Below are 17,923 nucleotides of genomic sequence, written 5' to 3'. Positions count from 1 at the left end.
ACCAAACCGTCTGGTTTGGAAATCTGGTCCGAGAGCGTATCCTCAAACCGAACCGTTCGGTTTGGATTTTGAGGAGATGAACATGCAGCAGCGCAACCTCGGGCAGCAGGGTCTAACCGTCAGCGCCATCGGATACGGCGCGATGGGCACCGCGATCGGCTACGGTCCCACGGATGACGCCGGGTCGATCAGCGCGATCCGTCGGGCACACGAACTCGGCGTGACTCACTTCGACACCGCCGAGATGTATGGGTGGGGCGTTGGCGAGAAGCTGCTCGGTACGGCGTTGGCACCTATCCGTGACCAGGTCACGATCGCCACGAAGTTCGGCTTCACCCCGTCGTTCGCACCCAACTCGCGCCCCGAGCACATCCGCACGGTTGTCGACGCCAGCCTGCAGAACCTGCGGGTCGACTCGATCGATCTGCTCTACCAGCACGTCCACGACCCGGCCGTTCCCGTCGAGGAAGTCGTCGGAGTGATGAAGCAGTACGTCGAGGCCGGCAAGGTGAAGTACCTCGGGCTGTCCAACACGAACGCCGAGAGCATCCGCAAGGCGCACGCTGTCCATCCGATCTCGGTGCTGCAAAGCGAGTACTCGATCTTCGCCCGCGAGTCCGAGTCACTGTTGCCCGTCATCGAAGAACTCGGCATCGGCATGGTCGCCTACTCGCCGCTGGCGCGAGGCTTCCTGTCCGGGGCAGTACAGCCGCGCAGCGCCTATGCCGCCGACGACTTCCGCCAGCGCATCGGGTGGTGGGAACCAGAGAACTACGACGAAAACGTCGAGATCGTCGGCCAGCTGACCCAGTTCGCCAGCAGGAAGGGCGCGAGCCTGTCCCAGTTGGCAATCGCGTGGCTCCTGGCCCAACGCGACTACATCGTGCCGATCCCCGGCTCACGCAACGCCGGTCGGGTTGCGGAGAACATCGCCGCCGTCGACATCACTCTCACTGTCGCGGATCTGGCGGCCATCGCCGCGATCGCGCCTGCTGGCGGCGTTGGTAGCCGAGCCTGAGACATCGGCCAGCGGCCCCTCGCCCACAAAGTCGCGGTGTCAGCGCTGGCTGTTGAGCGGGCGTTGCGTGCGGCCGTCGTCGGTCGGGCCGAGGCCGCCCTGGCAGGTCGGGCAATAGAACATCGTCCGCTCCTGCGGCGCTGTGCCGATCATCGCCACGCGCACGGTGCCGCCGCAGCGCAGGCATGGCCGGCCGCTGCGGGCGTGGACCCGGGTGTCCTCGGTGGTGGACGTGCGCTCGGTGACGATGCGCAGCGGTTGGTCCATCGAGCGGGTCATCAGCCGATGCGCTGCGGCGAGCGTGCCGTGCACCTGCTCGTCGGTGGTCTGGGCGACCGGTTGCCAGGGCGGGACCTGCTGCTCGAACAGTGCCTCCGCGGCGAACATCGTGCCGATGCCGGCCAGGTTGCGTTGATCCAGCAGCGCCGCACCGATCGTCTCCGCCGGCTGCCTCCGCAAACGTCGAACGGCCTCGTCGGCGTCCCACTCGGGCGAGAGGATGTCGGGGCCGAGGTGGCCGACGACGCGGTCCTCTTCACGCGTCGCGAACAACTCCAGCAGCCCCAACCGGTAGCCGATCGCAGCCCAGGTGTCGGTGGCCAAGAGCGCACGTATGTCGCTGCGTGCCGCCACCTTTGGTGTCACCGCCGACGTCGGGCGGACCCGCCACGACCCCTCCATGCGCAGATGCGAGTGCAGGGTCAGACCGCTGTCGAGCCGGTGCAGCAGGTGCTTGCCTCGGCTGACCACCTCGGTCGTGGTCATCCCGTGCAGGCTCCGGTCGCCCAGGCTCGGCCACCGCAGCTCGGCGCCCACGAGTGGCCGGCCCGCAAGCGCTTGGTCCAGTCGTTGCGCCGTCTTGCGGACAACGTCACCTTCAGGCATCGGTGACTCCAGGGGCTATCAACGGCGTAGCCGCAGTCCGCGCGGTGTGGTGTGAAAACCGTTGTCGGACAATGCTGTTGCCACCGGATGGACGCTTCCGAGGATCGACGATCCGTCGATGCTTTCGATCGTCAGGCCGCGCAGCCTGCCTCCGGTGACACTGGCAGCGAGTGCGCCGGCCGCCGCCTTGAAGGCCGTCTCGTCGTCACCGAACGACAGCAGCGTCTTGCCACCGCGCTCGACATACAGCACGAGGTGCCCTTCGACGAGCACGACCATCGAGCCCGCTTTGCGCCCAGGTCGATGTCCACTGCCCGTGCCTTTCGCACCCGCCTCGTCGTCCTGCACCCGCGTCGGCCAGGGCAGCGCCGCGCCGAACGGATTCGCCGGGTCTGCTGCAGCCAGCACGATCGCACTTGTGGTCTCGGGCGGTGGTGTGTCCCACGGATTGCGTTGTGCGGTCACAGGTTTCGCGCTCGCACGAAGTCTGTCGACCGCTCCGGTCGTGCCGAACTGCGCTGCGCCCAGGCTCTCCACGAAGTAACCCCGGCGCACGCGGCCGGCTTCTTCGGCGGCGGCGAGCACGCGGTAGACACCAGCGAAACCACCCGACACACCCTCGGCCTGCACCGCGCCACGCGTCACGACACCGTGCCGGTCGAGCAGCACCTCGGCGGTGGCCAGTGCCCGCGCGGTCACGTCGGTGTCAGCGGGCGGCAGCAGCGCCCACCGGCCCGCAGCAGTCGCGGGGCCGGTGCGCGACGGCAGCGATGCCCGCGACGGCCGGCCGAGGCCGCCCAGCCCGGCACCGGGTCGCCCATAGCGGGACTGCCGAGGCCCGGTGCTGCGTGCCTTGTGCGCGGTGCGGCCGCCCGCGAGCAGCGCCCGCAACGGAGCCAACGTGTCACCACTCACTCGGCCGGACCACACGAGATCCCAGAGAGCAGAGGTCATTTCGGCGTCACCGACGGTGGTGTCGGAGCCGCTGGCGCGCAACTGCGCGACGGTGGCGTCCAGCAGGGTCCGGAAGAAGAACGCACCCCCGCCGTCCAGCGCCGCGAGCAGCGCCCGATGCACCTCGGTCAGTTCGAAGGTCTCGTCCGGCGGCGCGAGGGTCAGACCGGCACTGCTCGCGACATGCAGCGAGACCCATCCGTCGTCTCCCGGCAGCGCCGCGTGCCCCTGCCAGCTCACCTCACCCGCCGCCGTGAGTTCGTCGAGCATCCCCGGGCTGTATGACGCAAGGCGTCCTGGCAGCACCAATGTCTCCAACGAGCTGGCGGGGACCCGCGCGCCGGACAACTGCTCGATGACGCGCAGCAGTCCGTCGATGCCGCGCAACGAGCCACCGACGTTCTGCCATGCAGGCAGGAATCTGGCCAGATCGGTGACGGGGACCGGCTCGACCTCGGCGCGCAACGCTGCGAGGGAACGTCGCTTGATGGTGCGCAACACCTCTGCGTCGCAGAAATCAGCGCCGTGCTGGCCGCCGCCGAGCTCGGTCGGCAGCAACTCGCCCTCGACGATGCGACCTGAGCCGACCAACCGGCGCAGCGCGTCGTGCACCACGGCGCGGCCCAGACCGAGGGCGGTGGCGCAGGCGACATCGGTGAACGGCCCGTGGGTGCGGGCGTATCTCGCGACCAGGTCGCCGAGGGGATCGGTGACCGGCTCGGTGAAGGTCGCAGCGACGCCGGGCGGGATCGCGACGCCGAGTGCGTCGCGCAGTCGCGAGGAGTCTTCGACGGCGGCATACCTGACCTCGCCGGACCAGCGCACCTCGATCAGGCGCCGGGCGTCGGTCAGCGCGACAAGCCAGGCGGGCACCTCGTCGCGGACGTCCTCGCGGGTGCGTGCAGCGACCTGCTCGGGGGTGAGCGCTCCCAGCACGCGGACCAGGTCGGCGACGTCTTCGGCATCGCGGGCCTGGCGCTCGGGGGTGAGGCGTTGCAGTTGTGCCTCGGTGTCCGAAACCACTTGAGCGTCAAGCAGATCGCGCAGTGCAGCGCCCTCGCCGGTGCCGAGCAGATCGGCCAACAGTGACGGATCGAGGGCCAGCGCGGCGGCGCGACGCTCGGCGAGGGGGGAGTCACCGTCATACAGGAACTGGGCGACGTAGCCGAACAGCAGACTCGCTGCGAACGGCGACGGAGTCCTGGTCTCGACCTCGACGACACGGATCGATCGGGCGGCGATGTCGCGCATCAGCGTGGTCAGGCTCGGCACGTCGAAGACATCCTGCACACACTCGCGCACGGCCTCAAGCACGATCGGGAACGACGGATAGCGGGAGGCCACTTCGAGCAGCTGGGCAGAGCGCTGGCGCTGCTGCCACAGGGCCTGCCGACGCCCCGGATTACGCCTGGGCAACAGCAGCGCCCGTGCCGCACACTCACGGAATCGCGCTGCAAACAAAGCGGATCCGCCGATCTCAGCGGTCACCAGATCGGCGACCTCGTCGGCGTCGACGGTGATCAGCTCGGTCACCTGCTGCGAGATCGAGCGCTCGTCGGTGGTGCCGTCGAAGTCGAGCAGGCGCAGCACGATGCCGTCGTTGCCGTGCATCGCCTGCACCTCGACGCCGAAGCGCTCGCGCATGCGAGCCGAGATCGCCAACGCCCACGGCGCGTGCACCTGGGCGCCGAACGGCGAATGCACCACGATGCGCCAGTCGCCGAGCTCGTCGCGGAAGCGTTCGATCAGGATCAACCGGTCGTGCGGCAGCTGGCCGGTCGCCTCGCGTTGCTCGCGCAGGTAGGCCAGCAGATTGTCGGTCGCCCAGTCGTCGAGCCCGGACGCGCGCACCCGGTCGCGGGCGGCATCGGCATCCAGCGCTGCGACCTCGCGCACGAATCTGCCTACGGCGCGGCCTAATTCGGCGGGTCGGCCGAGGGTGTCGCCCTTCCAGAACGGCAGCTTGCCGGGCTCACCAGGAGCCGGAGTGACCAGCACCTGATCGCGGGTGATGTCCTCGATACGCCAGCTGGAGGTGCCGAGGGTGAAAACGTCACCGACGCGCGACTCGTAGACCATCTCCTCGTCCAGCTCGCCGACGCGGCGCCCAGGACCATCGCCGCCGGCGAGGAAGACGCCATACAGCCCGCGGTCGGGGATCGTCCCGCCGCTGGTGACGGCGAGGCGTTGCGAACCGCGCCGACCCGTGAGGGTGCCGGTGACGCGGTCCCACACGATACGCGGCCGCAGCTCGGCGAACTCGTCGGAGGGATAGCGTCCGGACAGCATGTCCAGCACCGACTCGGTGATGCTGCGCGGCAGGCTCGCGAAAGGCGCCGAGCGGCGCACCAACTGCTCGAGATCCTCGACCTTCCAGTCGTCCATCGAGCACATCGCCACGACGTGCTGAGCCAGCACATCGACCGGATTCGATGGAACCGCAAGGGATTCGATACCACCGGCGCGCATCTGCTCGACGACGACGGCGGTCTGCACCAGGTCGCCGCGATACTTGGGGAAGAGCACGCCCTTGGACACCGCACCGACCTGATGGCCCGCGCGCCCGACGCGCTGCAGACCGCTCGCCACGCTCGGTGGCGACTCGATCTGGATCACCAGGTCGACCGCGCCCATGTCGATGCCCAGCTCGAGCGAGCTCGTGGCGACCACCGCTGGCAGGGCGCCGGTCTTGAGGGCGGTCTCGATCTCGGCGCGTTGTTCTTTGCTCACCGAGCCGTGGTGCGCCCGCGCCAGGACCGCAGGGGCACCGCGTGTCGTGCCGGCCTGTGCCATGACCTGAGCGGCTGTATGCCGGTGCGTGTCGTGCGCCGCGCCGTCGCGCGTGCTGCCGCCGTCGCCGGTGTCGGCCCCGGTCACATCGCTCTCGTCGGTCTCGGCCTGCCGGTCCTGCCAGATCTCGTTGAGGCGCGTCGTGAGGCGCTCGGCCAGTCGGCGCGAGTTGGCGAACACGATCGTGGACGTGTGCGAGGCAATCAGGTCGACCACGCGTTCTTCGACATGCGGCCAGATGGAGGTGCGCTCGACCGGTCCGGCCGCGGGGCCGGTCAGGTCGTCGGTTTGCTGGCCGAGGTCGGCCATGTCGGGGACCGGCACGACGACGTCGAGCTCCCAGGACTTGTGCGCGGGCGGTTGCACGACCGTGACCGGTCGGCCGCCGGCGACAAAGCGGGCGACCTCGTCGACCGGCCGCACGGTCGCGGACAGACCGATGCGCTGGGCGGGCGTGGGCAGGAGCGCGTCGAGACGGTCGAGGGACACCGCGAGGTGGGCGCCACGCTTGGTGCCCGCGACCGCGTGGACCTCGTCGATGATGACGGTCTGCACCCCGACCAGTGATTCGCGGGCAGCCGAGGTGAGCATGAGGAATAACGACTCGGGGGTCGTGATCAGCACGTCGGACGGCCGGCGCGCGAATGTGCGCCGCTCGGCCGCTGATGTGTCGCCTGAGCGCACCGAGACGGTGACATCTGGGCCCGGAGCCCCGAGCCGGGTGGCGGCGTGGCCGATGCCGATCAGCGGAGATCGCAGGTTGCGTTCGACGTCGACGGCCAGCGCCTTCATCGGCGAGATGTAGACGACGCGGCAGCGGGCGAGGGGATCGTCCGGCACCGGTTCGCGGGCCATTGCGTCGATCGCCCACAGAAAGGCGGACAACGTCTTGCCCGAGCCGGTCGGTGCGACGACCAGCGTGTGGTCGCCGGAGCTGATCGCCGACCATGCACCGGACTGGGCAGCGGTGGGCTCGCTGAAGGATCCCTCGAACCACGCGCGAGTGGCGGGGGAGAAGCGCTCGAGCACCGGATCGGCCATCAGGGGTCAGCCTGCCATCCGGCACCGACAGCGGCTATCGCTCGCAGGGGCGTGGGCGACGAGAGCTGTGCGGCATACGTGCTCGGTGAGGTCTGCCCGGTCAGACGTCGCGGCGATGCTGCGGCTGCACAGGCGCAGCGAGTCCGGCATACGTGTCGGGGCGGCGGGTCGCGAGGAACGGGAACAGATCGAGCCAGTCACCGCGCTGGGCCAGGTCGAGATCGGCCACGAGCACCGCGGCCCGGTCGCGGGGCGCCTGCACGAGCACCCGGCCGTATGGGTCGACGATGAAGCTGGATCCGTAGAACGTGATCAGGCCTTCGCTGCCGAAGCGGTTGGGCACCACGATGAACAGGCCGTTGGCGATGGCGTGCCCGGTGATCGTGGCCTGCCACAGCGGCTCGGTGTCGAAGTCGGGGTGGTCGGGCTCGGAGCCGATGGCCGTCGGATAGGCCAGCAGGTCGGCGCCGCCGAGGGCGTACGAGCGGGCGACCTCGGGGAACCACTCGTCCCAGCACGTCGGCAGGCCGAGTTTCACTGCGGGCTCGGCGAGTTCGACGATCGGGTAGGCGTTGTCCGACGGGCCGGGCCGGAAGTATTTGTCCTCGTAGTAACCGGCCGTCACCGGGATGTGCGTCTTGCGGGTGCGTCCGACCAACTCGCCGGTCGGCGACACGAGAATCGCGGTGTTGAGGCCGAGACCGTCGCCGGCGTCATTGCGCTCGTAGAGCGAGGCGTGCACGTGGACGCCGAAGTCGCGAGCGGCCGCGCGGGCGAAGGTGACCGTCGGGCCGTCATCCAGGCTCTCGGCGATGTCGCTGGCGGTACCCGTCGGTAGCGTGTCCGCGGGATATCGCGACAGGGTCAGCTCGGGCAGGAAGACGATCTGCGCACCCGCCTCAGCGGCCTGGCGGATGCCGTCTCGCAGCGACTCCTGCAACGCATCAGCGTCCGAATCCCATTGGTGCTGAACGACACCCACGCGGATGGGCGGCTGCTGCGGCTCGCGGACGCGGGCGTATGACGTGGGGACTTCCGGGGCGACGATCAACTCCATGAGCGAAGCCTGACACACCCGAGGCCGTCAGACGCGCCTACCCTTGCTGATCGTGAAGATGTCTCAGTTCTGGCAGTTGGTGGACGACGAGTTCGGCTCGGCATACGGGCGCATGCTCACCAGCAGTCACGTGTTGGAGGCGCTCGCGAACCGGACCCCCGACGACGCGCTCGAAGCGGGAATGAAGCCGCGCGAAGTGTGGTTCGCGCTGTGCGAGGACCTGCAGATTCCGCCGGAACGTCGCCTCGGCCGCGACGTGCCCGTGCGCGATACGGGAAAGGACTGAGATGAAACGTTCGGTGACATCGAACATGCAGTTGCAGGTGGCGGGGGACGCTCGCCTGGTGATCTCCGTTGCCGCGGCGCGGTGCCCCGGTCTGACCGTGGACGACCGGCTGACGATCGTCGCCGGCGGGGTCGAGTTAAGTCCGGAGGTCGTGACCGCGGAGCGTCATGCCGTCTTCCATGTCGTCGACGTCACCGCGGGTGATGTCGAGATCGATTACGCCGCAACGGTTTCCGGCTACGAGGAAACGCTCGACGAGCCGGTGCGCGAACAGTTGAGCAACCTGGTGCCGAGCCGCTACGCCGAGTCCGATCGCCTCGCCGGCATCGCGGCGGAGCGCTTCGACGGGTTGACCGGTGCCGAGTTGGTGCTGGCGGTGCGCGACTTCGTGCACGAGCGCACGGCCTATGTGCCGGGGGCGTCCAAGCCCACCGACGGCGCGCTCGACACGCTGCTGGAGGGTCAAGGTGTATGCCGCGACTTCACGCACCTGGTCATCGCATTGCTGCGCGCCCGCGACGTGCCGGCGCGACTGGTCTCGGCGTATGCGCCCGGCCTCGATCCGATGGACTTCCACGCCGTCGTTGAGGCGTATGTCGACGGCGCGTGGCAGGCGCTGGACGCGACCGGCTTGGCGCCTCGGCAGTCGTTGCTGCGGATCGCAACCGGCCGGGATGCCGCAGACACGTCGTTCCTGTCGTCCTATGGCGCAGCGGTGACGCTCACCGGCATCTCCGTCTCGGCGGTGCTGTCGGACGCCGCCCTGCCCGGCGACAACCACACCGGTCTGGTGCTGCTCGGTCGCTGACGACGAGCTGTATGACGCGCCGCTGTCAGGTCCGACAGCATCGGCGCATTGACGCGGTCGTCGAGGCGACTCTTCTGGAACAGATGCGGGTGATGTGCCTCGCGGCGGTCGGCGGCGTAACAGATGAGGGCTTCACAAGCTCTCAGTGACCCTCGGTGGGGGAGTTCGTGGCCGATGCATTGGCGGTCAGTACGGCGACAGGCTGTGCGAACTTGTGCACCGTGAGCGAAAGGTCCTCATCTGGTGCGCGAACCAGATACAGGTGAAGAACTCCAGTGGCAAGGTCTACTTCCGAGTCGACTTCACCTTCCGCGGACTGAAGGCTGATCACTGCCTGAACGGGCAGCGTGGGCAACGTGGGTAGCTCGAGAGCCATGGCTAGGAGCCGTTGCGCCAACTCAAGCCCGTTTCGAAGAAGTTCCCCTCGCCATCGTGAATCACCGACTGACCTTGGTGTGTCCAGATGAACCTTGTTTGTCCACCGTTCGGCATCCCAATCATCAAAACTGGTCGGCGGTGGTGAGATGCACTCGCGACTCGCGAGCTGGAGACGATCGTTGGCGAGGATGACGCCTGCCTCAGCTATCGCGCGAAGGTGAGCTGGAAGGTCGAATGGTTCGGCTCCTGCGACCGCCGACGCGTAGATAACTCGCATCGACTCGTTCATGACAATGTGCACGAGTGCATCCTCTCGCGAAAAGTCGGAACGTGCGCACAACACGGATGCTGCGCTTTCAACTATGTTCGGCGGGTGCCACCTTTCTTTAGGCGTCAGAAAAATGAACCTGTGAGCCCGTCGCCGTTACCGTCGGTCGTCTTTGATCCCGCTGGCGGTGTGCCGGCTGCGAAGTTGTCAATGACGGCACTCGAAAAGGGCGACTGGCGTTCGGTCGAGGATGCTCACGGCAACAGCGAGGACTGGGACACGCGAGGCAGTGTTGCGGCAGCCTTGAGACGGCTGGATCCAATCGATGATTGGGTGCTCAGTTGCCCTCGCAGCGGCTTAGCGCACGCGGTGCGTGGTTCGCAGCTGTGCCGGCTTGCGTGGGATGTTCGCGGCAACGGCAAAGCAAACACGGTCGACCGGAGTGCCTGGGGCGACTTCTTCAGTCTGTTGCGAGCCGCTGAGGAATCGTTCGGTAAGGCTGTTGACCTTGAACCGCGTGACCCGTACCCGTGGTCACAGCTGATCTGGACGGGCACCGGCCTCCAAATTCCAAAGGACGACGTCCTAGGACGCTTCGAATCGATGCGACGGCGTGACGATGGTTTCGTTCCGGGATGGCTTGCGATCACATCCGCCGTGGCGCAGAAATGGTCAGGAAGCCACACATTGATGTTCGATGTTGCGCGCGAAGGGGACCGAACGTTGCCTGACGGCAATCTCGGCCGGGTCGGGCTCGTCCGAGCACACGAAGAGTTTCGTATGTACCTAGCACACTGGGACAACGACCCAGTTGCGGCGAAAGCACATTTCCGCAAACCTGAAGTTGCAGCGGAGATCGGTGCAGCGGCTTCCGCGAGCGTGTTCTCCGCACATCACGAGCCTGGCGGATCCACTCCACTTGCGCAGAGTTGGTTTGCTTACGCTCTCGCCATGGTCGGCGACGGTGTTCGCGCTGAGCGTGTTCGCGCCGCAGGATTGTTTCTCGAGCTCGAACGTGTCGGCATTCCCGATCAGCCTTGGGCAAACAGGTACGGGCGAAAAGGTGGCGAGCAGTTCGCTCGTATCCGAAGAATCTGCTGCACGGCCGCCGGCACTACAGACGAGCCGACGACGAGTGATCCCCACCCCTGAACTCAGCAAGCAGCGTCTACGTAACCGTCGACGGTCGACGCAGCCCAGAAGTGCGGGCCTTGGGGTGGAAGTCCCGGCGTCGTAGCAGCAGCGCTTGTCGCCAGCAGCGGTGAGTGAGCGAGAGGACTCGCGGATGGTGCAGCGACCCCTAGTCTTCGGGTGTGATCTTTCGCCTTCTCGCGTCCGCGCCTAGCATGCCGCCCGCTCCCGGCCTGGGACCCGTCGTGGCAGTGTGGAAGCAAGCACGACGGAGTCTGTCGTGTATCTCGCCATTGCGCTGGTCACAACAGTGGCCTTGGGTAGCGCATTAGTGGTCACGGTTCCCTTCGGCGTTGTCAGCGTCGCGATAGCCGTTGCTGTGTTTATCTACCCAACGGCGCTCGCTATGCGACGGATGTTCTGGGCGATCGGCACCGACTGGATCTACGTGCGCCGCACGGTATATCGCCCAGGACAATGGGTCGCTTTGTCTGACATCACCAATGTGTCGGTCGTCACCATCGGACGAAACCTGCCTTACCTACGAGTAATGTCGGGGACCGAAAAATCTTTGATGCCAAGACGGGTGCCCAATGGGCAACAAAATCGCCCTTCTTCCCAGCTGTAGCAACGGCCCTCCTGCAGCTCCCACTGACCCTGGAAACCACGACGCGCACCGCACTGCAGGAATGGACCACCGGCGCCGATCCCGCGCGCTGACCCCGGCAGCTCACCGTTGAGTCCGTCGATTCGCCATCACCGAGATGATCCAACGCATCCCGGGTGAGTGATCGGTTAGCGGAGTGCCCGACCCATCAGTGAGTCCGACGCCAAGCTGTCGGCAGAGGCCCAAGAAAGGGCTGAGTTTCGGCAGCGTTGTTGTATCCAGGTTCCCAGGGAAGCCAGCCCTTCGAATCGGGCCAGATGAGCTGTAGTGCCTGGACAGGCACTCCGTAAACCTGGGCAACGGCGGTTAGCTCTTCGGCGGCGACAACGGTGATGATGCCGATTCCGGCACCATCTGTTAGCGCGTCAGTAATTTCACCGTGCTGGAATGTACGACCAGCCTTAATTGCGTCGCCGGCGAGATTCAGGAAGGCATGGGCGGGCTCGCGCGGCATCCCGACCATGACCATCTCAGGGTGATCCAGTGCGGTGAGTCCGATTGTGTACGAGAACGGCGGTCGGCCATCACCGGCGGCGACGTGTCGCACCGCCCAGCCATACCGATCGATGAGGTCAAGTAGGTCTCGGAGCAATCGGTTGGGATGATCGGGCATATCGCGAGTATGGCGCCTCAACAGCGAAGTTGGCACCAAACTGCCTCGTTTGGGCGCTGCACCGGGAATGCAGCGACGCTCGGTCTTGGTCGTTTGTAGTCTCGGCGAATGATCCGTGTGGGCTCGGTCGAAGATATCCCTATCCATCTCCGTGGCGTATCGGTCGCCGAGGACGCCATGAACGTGGTCATGGTGGCCGATGGACCGTTGGTCGCTGAACAAGGTGCAGCTTGGCATACGGCGGTCGAATCCTCGCACGCTCTTGCCAAAGCACTAGGTCCCGGTAACTTCACCGAGTTCCCAGAACATCCCGGGGACCGCGTTCTCTTTCCACTCGTTCCGAGCGTCGTGGTGGACGACAAGCAACTGCCCATCCTGAAGGAGAATGTTGCTCAGATCGCCGGGATCGATCCACCATGGCAAGCGTGGTGGCGGTTCGTGCTTCCTGACCATCCCCGCACCGACGCTCGACTCCTCATCTTCATCCCGAAGCTCGACCGCGGCATCGACAATCCGGTGTATGCCGGATCCCTGCGCGAGGTTCTCATCTCGCACTGATAAGCCGACCATCTGCTATTAAATGGACAGGAGAAGGGCGCCCCTCGAAGCTGGCTAGGAGTATTGAGCTTCTTCGTTCCACTGGAAATGAGCTCACGGTCTTCTGGCCCGACCAAGAGAATCGATGAATTGTCGCTGCTCGTCGGTGTCTGGCACGGACAGACCGCGAGCGTGCTCGATGCACGACCAGGCGGTCGCGGCCCGCGTTCCAGCCCGAACCATCACCGCCGCAGAAAACAGGGATGCTCTGCCAATGCTGTATCGGCAATGAATGGCAATGTTGGATCCCGCGGCAAGCTGAGCCCCGAGCTGATCGGCAAGATCTTGAGTTCGGTGACGGTCTGGAATGCCGCGGTCTGGAGTGCGTAGTCGTCGAAACAGGATCCCGGCGGCCTCGACAACGCGTTTCTCGTCACGAAGATCGAGTTCGATCTCCTCTTCAACGGTCAGCAGGCTGACGACTACATGGATTCCAAGGAGTTTGAGCCCATGGATTTCATCCGCGAGCCAGTCTCCGCCTCGTGGACGTGAAATGATTGACAAAGTTCCTGGCGTTGATATCGGGATCCTGAAAATCGTCGGAATCAATTAATGTCCTTCGGGTTCGTCGCAACCTTAGAGTTTAGGGCTTTGTCCGCCACGATGCGTGCAACGATTGCTTGCGAGACGGAAGCTCCCCGATTCGTGTCGTTGCCGGTTTACCTCACACGGTTCATTTCCCATGGATCGGCGAGCGCGAAGATGTTGCTCGCTGTGTCGAGCAGGCCTGAATGCACGTACGCGTCGGCGAGGGTAGTCCAGCTGTTATCGACGTCATCAAATTCATCGTCCGCGTTCACAAGCGCCTGTAGAACGAACGGACCGTCGTGACCAATCACCTTGTGCGCCCACGCCGCAAGCTCACGATCGGACATTACACCCGCAGCCCACCGGCGAAGCTGAGACTGAGCGACCCGGATGATGAGCGCATCATCGTCGAGTTGAGCGAGACCCAACTCTGCCCTGGCATCACGGACAAGATCGTCTATCACGAAGCGGTTCGTCTCGGGGGTAATGATCGCGCTTGCTACCGCCACCACGACAGGGCAATCGATTCCCAGGACGAGCAGATCCGTCGCGGCGGATACCAGGACTTGCGCACCGTGAAAGCTTAGATCGTAGACAGCAAGGAAATCTGCGAACGACATTCTGGCTCGTTCCGCCTCATTCACCTTCGGAGGTTAGCGCGATTGAATAGACCGCCGGGACCGGGCAGTTCGTGGTCGGTAGCAACTGATACGTGATGTGCCGGCCACCGCCAGTCGCCGATGCATGGCAAGAATGCTCAATGCAGCAGTAAGACACTCGGCGTGTTCAGAATTCTTCCAAGTAACGTTCCCAGATCACGGCCTTGCGGTACGGCCCGTGTCCGCCTGCATCCCGTTGCGGGGTGTCGAAGACCACTGAGTACTCCCGTTCATCGGGCTGGGCCAAGGGGTTCCGCACCAGGAGCGGAACGATTGTCGCGTCGATGGTGCCATCGAATTCGCTCGCCCACCGCCCATCCCATGACCGATCCTGAACAACCCGAACTCGTGTGCCAGGTTGCATCGCTCCCGATGGCCACCGCATCATCTCGAAGGACAGGCCGGTGATCGACTCCATAACTTCGCGGTCTCGGGCCACATCGTGGTCGTTTTCCACGTTCCCAGTCTTGCGCAGATGGCAAACGCGATCTATCCGGTCGTCGAGACGAACGTCAGGTTGGCGTCGTGCCGACGTGAACTGTCAGGGTGTGGTTGTTCCGTATGGCGGTCCCGGCCGCTTCAACGGCATCCAAGAGCGCCGTCGCCTTGTTAGCAGCACATCAGGAGCGCTTCTAAGCCTCGATTTTTCATGCGGCCGTCGCGTGTTGTCGGTTCCGACGTGATTGCCGGTCTGGTGTGGGACGCCACAAGCGTCGCTGTGACCGAGGGATCATGTCGAGCAAAACCAAGTGTCGAGCGGTGCACAGATGTGCAAGCGTTACGGCGTGAAACCAGATCCAGAAATATCAGGTTGGCTACCCGATTTCGCCGCTGCCGATGCACAGCTGGAGCGCGCCGCGGTGGCGTTGCGCGGAGTGGTGGGCAGGCGATTGACCGAGATCTGGACCGTCGTCGTTGAGGGCGGGGAGTGGTTTGGAGATCTGCCGGTTGTGCTCCGCTTTGATAGCGGTCCACAGTTGGAGATCTGCTGGGAAAAGTTCGATGACCTCTCAATCACATGGGACACCATCGACGTCGGCATCGTCCCGCAAGCGTGGGTGACATGGCCGCTCCAATGGCAACGAGCCGCCGATCCAAATCTCTGGCCGATCCTCGGCGGGAGAGTTGCGAAGATCAACGCGACGTCTTTCTTGTTCGAAACGGGGAGCCTCAGCGTTCCGAATAATAAACGAGGAAGATGGTTGACCGGCGGTGTGTGGCTGGCAACAGATCGCGGTGACCTACACGTCTTCAACGCACTGGACGAGAACGGAATGACAACCCAACGACCAGTGCGCGATACCACCCACAACTGGCGTGCCATTTAAGGATCGGCTATCAGAATGTCACGTGAGTTGGGCGCGCCTGGTCCTCGCTTCTAAGACTCGATCCTCTGGAATCGCAGGGGTCTGAGCTTGAACATGATGATGCCGACGAAGCCCTCGCTGGCTGCGGCAAATTTCTCTGGGAATCGGGCGGCTGCCTCTGCTGACATGTGTGGTTCGACGGCCTCTTGGACCCAAAGGCCCGCGGCGCTGAACGTGTTCAGTAAATCCGACATGGTGTAGGGGCGTTTCGTGAGCGTGACGTGTTCGTGCCAGTTGCGGTGCTGGTAGGAGAACTGTGTGGTCGAGAAATACTCCTCGCCGATGCTCGTGCCATTCTGCTCGGCCCGTTGAAGGGCATAACGGATCGGCTGAGTGCGGGTGAGCAGGATGAATCCATCCTCGGTGAGCATGCTTCGCGCGACCTGCAACGCTCGTACACCGTCCTTGGCGTAGCCGAAAGACTGCAAGAACAGGATGCGGTCGAATCGGCGGCCGGTCAGGCCAGGGGCGCGGGATAGATCGGACAGGTCCGCTTGAATGAACTCGATCCCCGGCCGGTCGATGAAGTTGCCGCTGATATCGACACCAACCGCCTGGGCGGCGCCTTCCTCAGCCAGTTGCGCAACCTTGGAACCGTTCCCGCACCCAGCATCAAGTACCGCAAGCCCAGCCACGTCACCCAATAGCGCGCGCTCGGCCGGCCACTCAACCAGTCGGTCGAGAGAATCCTCACGCGCCCGGGCCTGCTCGAAACCCGCCGACAACGATTGCCACGAACGATTTGCGTCGTCTCCTGCCTCGGAATTTCGCGTCGCCATGCGCCGATGCTGCCATACGAACAGCGCACTGTTTTTGGGTTGCGGCGTGTGCGGGCCGCTGAAGCTGCAGGCGCGAGTAGCCTCGGCGAGCCATCCCTGCTCGAGGAGCGACGTGTGACCGAGAGTGACTACGACTGTTTCGCGGCGGCCTACGCGAAACAGAACGAGACGGGTCTGTTCAACGCCTACTACGAGCAGCCTGCGATGCTGCGACTTGCCGGGGACGTGTCTGGGCGGCGCATCCTCGATGTGGGCTGTGGGTCAGGGCCGACGACCGCGAAGCTTCGTGAGGCCGGCGCCGAGGTTGTCGGCTTCGACCGGAGTCTCGCGATGGTCGACCTAGCCCGTGAACGCCTCGGAGAAGATGTCGATCTGCGTGTAGCCGACCTTCAGGACCCGTTGCCGTATGGCGATGCAGAATTCGATGATGTCGTCGCGTCGCTTGTATTGCATTACCTGGAGGACTGGTCTGAACCGCTCGCCGAGATCCGACGTGTGCTCAAAGTGGGCGGGCGGCTGTTGGTCTCAGTGAACCACCCGGTCATCTTCCCGGTGGTCTACCCCGACGCCGACTATTTCGCCGTGACGAAGTACACCGAGGACTACGATTTCTCCGGCCACACGGTGTGGCTGACCTTCTTCCACCGCCCACTGCACACTATGACGGACTCCTTCACGTCCGCAGGATTCCGCATCATCACCGTCAGCGAGCCGCCGCCGGCCCCCGAGACTCCCAGCGAACTTCTTCCCGATGGCCTAGCTGAAGGCAAGTCATTCCTGTGCTTCCTCTTCTTCGTGCTAGAGGCCGTTTAACTGGCGATCAGTGCCTGTGATCGTTCATGGTTGGAGCTTCCACGCAGTGGTGACGTAGGGGAGCTGAAGCACCTGGCGATCGGCAGTGCCGGGGTGCGTTGCTAGAAGGTGTCGTACACCGTTGATGATCTCGGCGCGTGTTTGGCTGTCGGCGGTGATCACGGAAGTGCGGGACACCATCAGATCGACGAGTTCCTGCGGCGTTATGTCCCGGGTCCAGGACCAGCGCTGGTTCTCCGCTCGCTGAAAAGGTGCCGTAAACGCCGGAGGATTGACTAAAGCCAATCCTTCACCGTTCTGTGCGTTCGCGACGGTCGTGAGCTGATCAACCCAATCCACTGTTTGATCGCGCACGTTCCACATCAGGGCGAGCACCCCGTCGGGGCGCAGAACGCGCGCAGCCTCAGCACAGGCCAGTTGTGGGTCGACCCAGTGCCACGCCTGCCCAAACGTCACGGCGTCGACTGAGCTGTCGGGTAGTGGAAGGTGCTCACCAGAACCGTCGAATACTTCGATATCAGGCAGCCGACGCCGGCACATCGATCGCATGGCGTCGTCAGGCTCAATCGCGATCACCTCGCGGCCAAGTTCTGCGATGACTGCGCTCAACTTTCCCGTTCCGGCGCCGACATCGGCTACACGGTGCGCGTCGCCGAGCAGCCAGTGCACCGCATCGCGCGGGTAGTCGGGACGGGCGCGGTCATACGCGTCGACCTCAGCTCCGAACGATTGCGACATCTGCTCCGCCATGGATACACGCTAGATGTTCTGAGTCGTTCGGGCAGGTGACTTCTTGAGGGCCCGATAGAGAATCGTCATACGGGACCGCTACTGCAACTACCGCGATAGCTGCGCGTCTGCTCCACACTTGAGTGCATGATGCACAACGTGACACTCGGTTGGCGGACACCGGTCGAGGACGCGGAGCTTGTCGACCTCACGATTGCACGTGGCGGAGTCGCCGAACCCGGATGGTGGGATCGAATCCGACCGCACTCTCTCGGTTGGGTCGCTGCGAGAACGTCCGACGACAAGCTTGTCGGATTCGTCAATGTCGCCTGGGATGGTTGCGATCATGCCTTCCTGATCGACACGAAGACTCACCCCAGTCATCAGCATCAGGGCCTCGGAACCACGGTTGTCAAGCTTGCGATCTCCGAAACGCGTTCTGCGGGATGCGAGTGGCTCTTCGTCGACTACGTCGCTGATCTGGCCTAGTTCTACGAAGACGCCTGTGGATTTGCGCCCACCCGGGCGGGCCTCATCCATCTGCGCTGATGCTGC

18 protein-coding genes are annotated in these 17,923 nt (G+C 64.6%); 9 read left to right on the top strand and 9 right to left on the bottom strand.

From position 1 onward, the window contains the following. Positions 1-82: 82 nt before the first annotated feature. Positions 83-1,018, top strand: coding sequence for an aldo/keto reductase (locus BKA23_RS10695; protein ID WP_145227857.1), 936 nt, complete (start codon positions 83-85; stop codon positions 1,016-1,018). A 39-nt stretch (positions 1,019-1,057) separates the two neighbouring features. Here the strand turns inward: BKA23_RS10695 and BKA23_RS10690 are convergent, their stop codons facing one another. The 3 genes from BKA23_RS10690 to BKA23_RS10680 form a co-directional block, all read right to left on the bottom strand. Continuing rightward, on the bottom strand, positions 1,058-1,903 hold the full coding sequence (locus BKA23_RS10690) for an Fpg/Nei family DNA glycosylase (protein WP_145227855.1): 846 nt from the start codon (positions 1,901-1,903) through the stop codon (positions 1,058-1,060). An 18-nt stretch (positions 1,904-1,921) separates the two neighbouring features. Continuing rightward, positions 1,922-6,688, bottom strand: a complete 4,767-nt coding sequence (locus BKA23_RS10685; protein ID WP_145227853.1) for an ATP-dependent helicase — start codon at positions 6,686-6,688, stop codon at positions 1,922-1,924. 100 nt (positions 6,689-6,788) lie between these two features. Further along, a complete protein-coding gene (locus BKA23_RS10680; protein ID WP_145227851.1) occupies positions 6,789-7,745 on the bottom strand; it encodes a nitrilase-related carbon-nitrogen hydrolase in 957 nt (318 codons plus the stop codon). Positions 7,746-7,803: 58 nt separating this feature from the next. Here BKA23_RS10680 and BKA23_RS10675 point away from each other — a divergent pair, with 58 nt between their 5' ends. From BKA23_RS10675 to BKA23_RS10660, 4 genes are all read left to right on the top strand, one after another. Then, positions 7,804-8,031 carry a DUF3046 domain-containing protein gene (locus BKA23_RS10675; protein WP_342783611.1) on the top strand — a complete coding sequence of 76 codons (228 nt, stop codon included), beginning with the start codon at positions 7,804-7,806 and terminating at the stop codon, positions 8,029-8,031. A 1-nt stretch (position 8,032) separates the two neighbouring features. After that, positions 8,033-8,839, top strand: a complete 807-nt coding sequence (locus BKA23_RS10670) for a transglutaminase-like domain-containing protein (protein ID WP_145227846.1) — start codon at positions 8,033-8,035, stop codon at positions 8,837-8,839. A gap of 787 nt (positions 8,840-9,626) precedes the next feature. Next, complete coding sequence (locus BKA23_RS10665; protein ID WP_145227844.1) at positions 9,627-10,637, top strand: DUF4034 domain-containing protein; 1,011 nt, start codon at positions 9,627-9,629, stop codon at positions 10,635-10,637. Positions 10,638-10,896: 259 nt separating this feature from the next. Next, the gene (locus BKA23_RS10660) at positions 10,897-11,244 is read left to right on the top strand and encodes a hypothetical protein (protein ID WP_145227842.1); all 348 of its coding nucleotides are present in this window, start codon (positions 10,897-10,899) and stop codon (positions 11,242-11,244) included. Positions 11,245-11,431: 187 nt separating this feature from the next. On the opposite strand, the gene BKA23_RS10655 is transcribed toward BKA23_RS10660, so the two are convergent. Further along, positions 11,432-11,896 carry a DUF4262 domain-containing protein gene (locus BKA23_RS10655; protein WP_170226461.1) on the bottom strand — a complete coding sequence of 155 codons (465 nt, stop codon included), beginning with the start codon at positions 11,894-11,896 and terminating at the stop codon, positions 11,432-11,434. 108 nt (positions 11,897-12,004) lie between these two features. On the opposite strand from BKA23_RS10655, the gene BKA23_RS17655 reads away from it, so the two are divergent. Next, entirely contained in the window at positions 12,005-12,454 is a 450-nt protein-coding gene (locus tag BKA23_RS17655) for a hypothetical protein (protein ID WP_170226460.1), read from the top strand. A gap of 93 nt (positions 12,455-12,547) precedes the next feature. Here the strand turns inward: BKA23_RS17655 and BKA23_RS10645 are convergent, their stop codons facing one another. The 3 genes from BKA23_RS10645 to BKA23_RS10635 form a co-directional block, all read right to left on the bottom strand. Then, positions 12,548-13,042 (bottom strand): protein-tyrosine phosphatase family protein, encoded by a 495-nt coding sequence (locus BKA23_RS10645; RefSeq protein ID WP_145227836.1) that lies wholly within the window; start codon positions 13,040-13,042, stop codon positions 12,548-12,550. 110 nt (positions 13,043-13,152) lie between these two features. Next, positions 13,153-13,665: a hypothetical protein gene (locus tag BKA23_RS10640; RefSeq protein ID WP_145227834.1), complete on the bottom strand. Its 513-nt coding sequence runs from the start codon at positions 13,663-13,665 to the stop codon at positions 13,153-13,155. A gap of 142 nt (positions 13,666-13,807) precedes the next feature. Beyond that, positions 13,808-14,137 carry a hypothetical protein gene (locus BKA23_RS10635; protein WP_211841648.1) on the bottom strand — a complete coding sequence of 110 codons (330 nt, stop codon included), beginning with the start codon at positions 14,135-14,137 and terminating at the stop codon, positions 13,808-13,810. A gap of 328 nt (positions 14,138-14,465) precedes the next feature. On the opposite strand from BKA23_RS10635, the gene BKA23_RS10630 reads away from it, so the two are divergent. After that, positions 14,466-15,008, top strand: a complete 543-nt coding sequence (locus BKA23_RS10630) for a hypothetical protein (RefSeq protein WP_145227832.1) — start codon at positions 14,466-14,468, stop codon at positions 15,006-15,008. A 50-nt stretch (positions 15,009-15,058) separates the two neighbouring features. On the opposite strand, the gene BKA23_RS10625 is transcribed toward BKA23_RS10630, so the two are convergent. After that, entirely contained in the window at positions 15,059-15,826 is a 768-nt protein-coding gene (locus BKA23_RS10625) for a class I SAM-dependent methyltransferase (protein WP_145227830.1), read from the bottom strand. A 114-nt stretch (positions 15,827-15,940) separates the two neighbouring features. On the opposite strand from BKA23_RS10625, the gene BKA23_RS10620 reads away from it, so the two are divergent. After that, the gene (locus BKA23_RS10620) at positions 15,941-16,639 is read left to right on the top strand and encodes a class I SAM-dependent methyltransferase (RefSeq protein WP_211841647.1); all 699 of its coding nucleotides are present in this window, start codon (positions 15,941-15,943) and stop codon (positions 16,637-16,639) included. A gap of 24 nt (positions 16,640-16,663) precedes the next feature. Here BKA23_RS10620 and BKA23_RS10615 read toward each other — a convergent pair whose 3' ends face one another. Continuing rightward, positions 16,664-17,389: a class I SAM-dependent methyltransferase gene (locus BKA23_RS10615; RefSeq protein WP_145227826.1), complete on the bottom strand. Its 726-nt coding sequence runs from the start codon at positions 17,387-17,389 to the stop codon at positions 16,664-16,666. Between the two features lie 126 nt (positions 17,390-17,515). On the opposite strand from BKA23_RS10615, the gene BKA23_RS10610 reads away from it, so the two are divergent. Next, positions 17,516-17,857 carry a GNAT family N-acetyltransferase gene (locus BKA23_RS10610; RefSeq protein WP_145227824.1) on the top strand — a complete coding sequence of 114 codons (342 nt, stop codon included), beginning with the start codon at positions 17,516-17,518 and terminating at the stop codon, positions 17,855-17,857. Positions 17,858-17,923: the final 66 nt, after the last annotated feature.

This window comes from Rudaeicoccus suwonensis (genome assembly GCF_007829035.1).
Classification (GTDB): domain Bacteria; phylum Actinomycetota; class Actinomycetes; order Actinomycetales; family Dermatophilaceae; genus Rudaeicoccus; species Rudaeicoccus suwonensis.
Note: the sequence above shows the minus strand (reverse complement) of the source record. Positions and strands in the feature narration are given on the sequence as shown.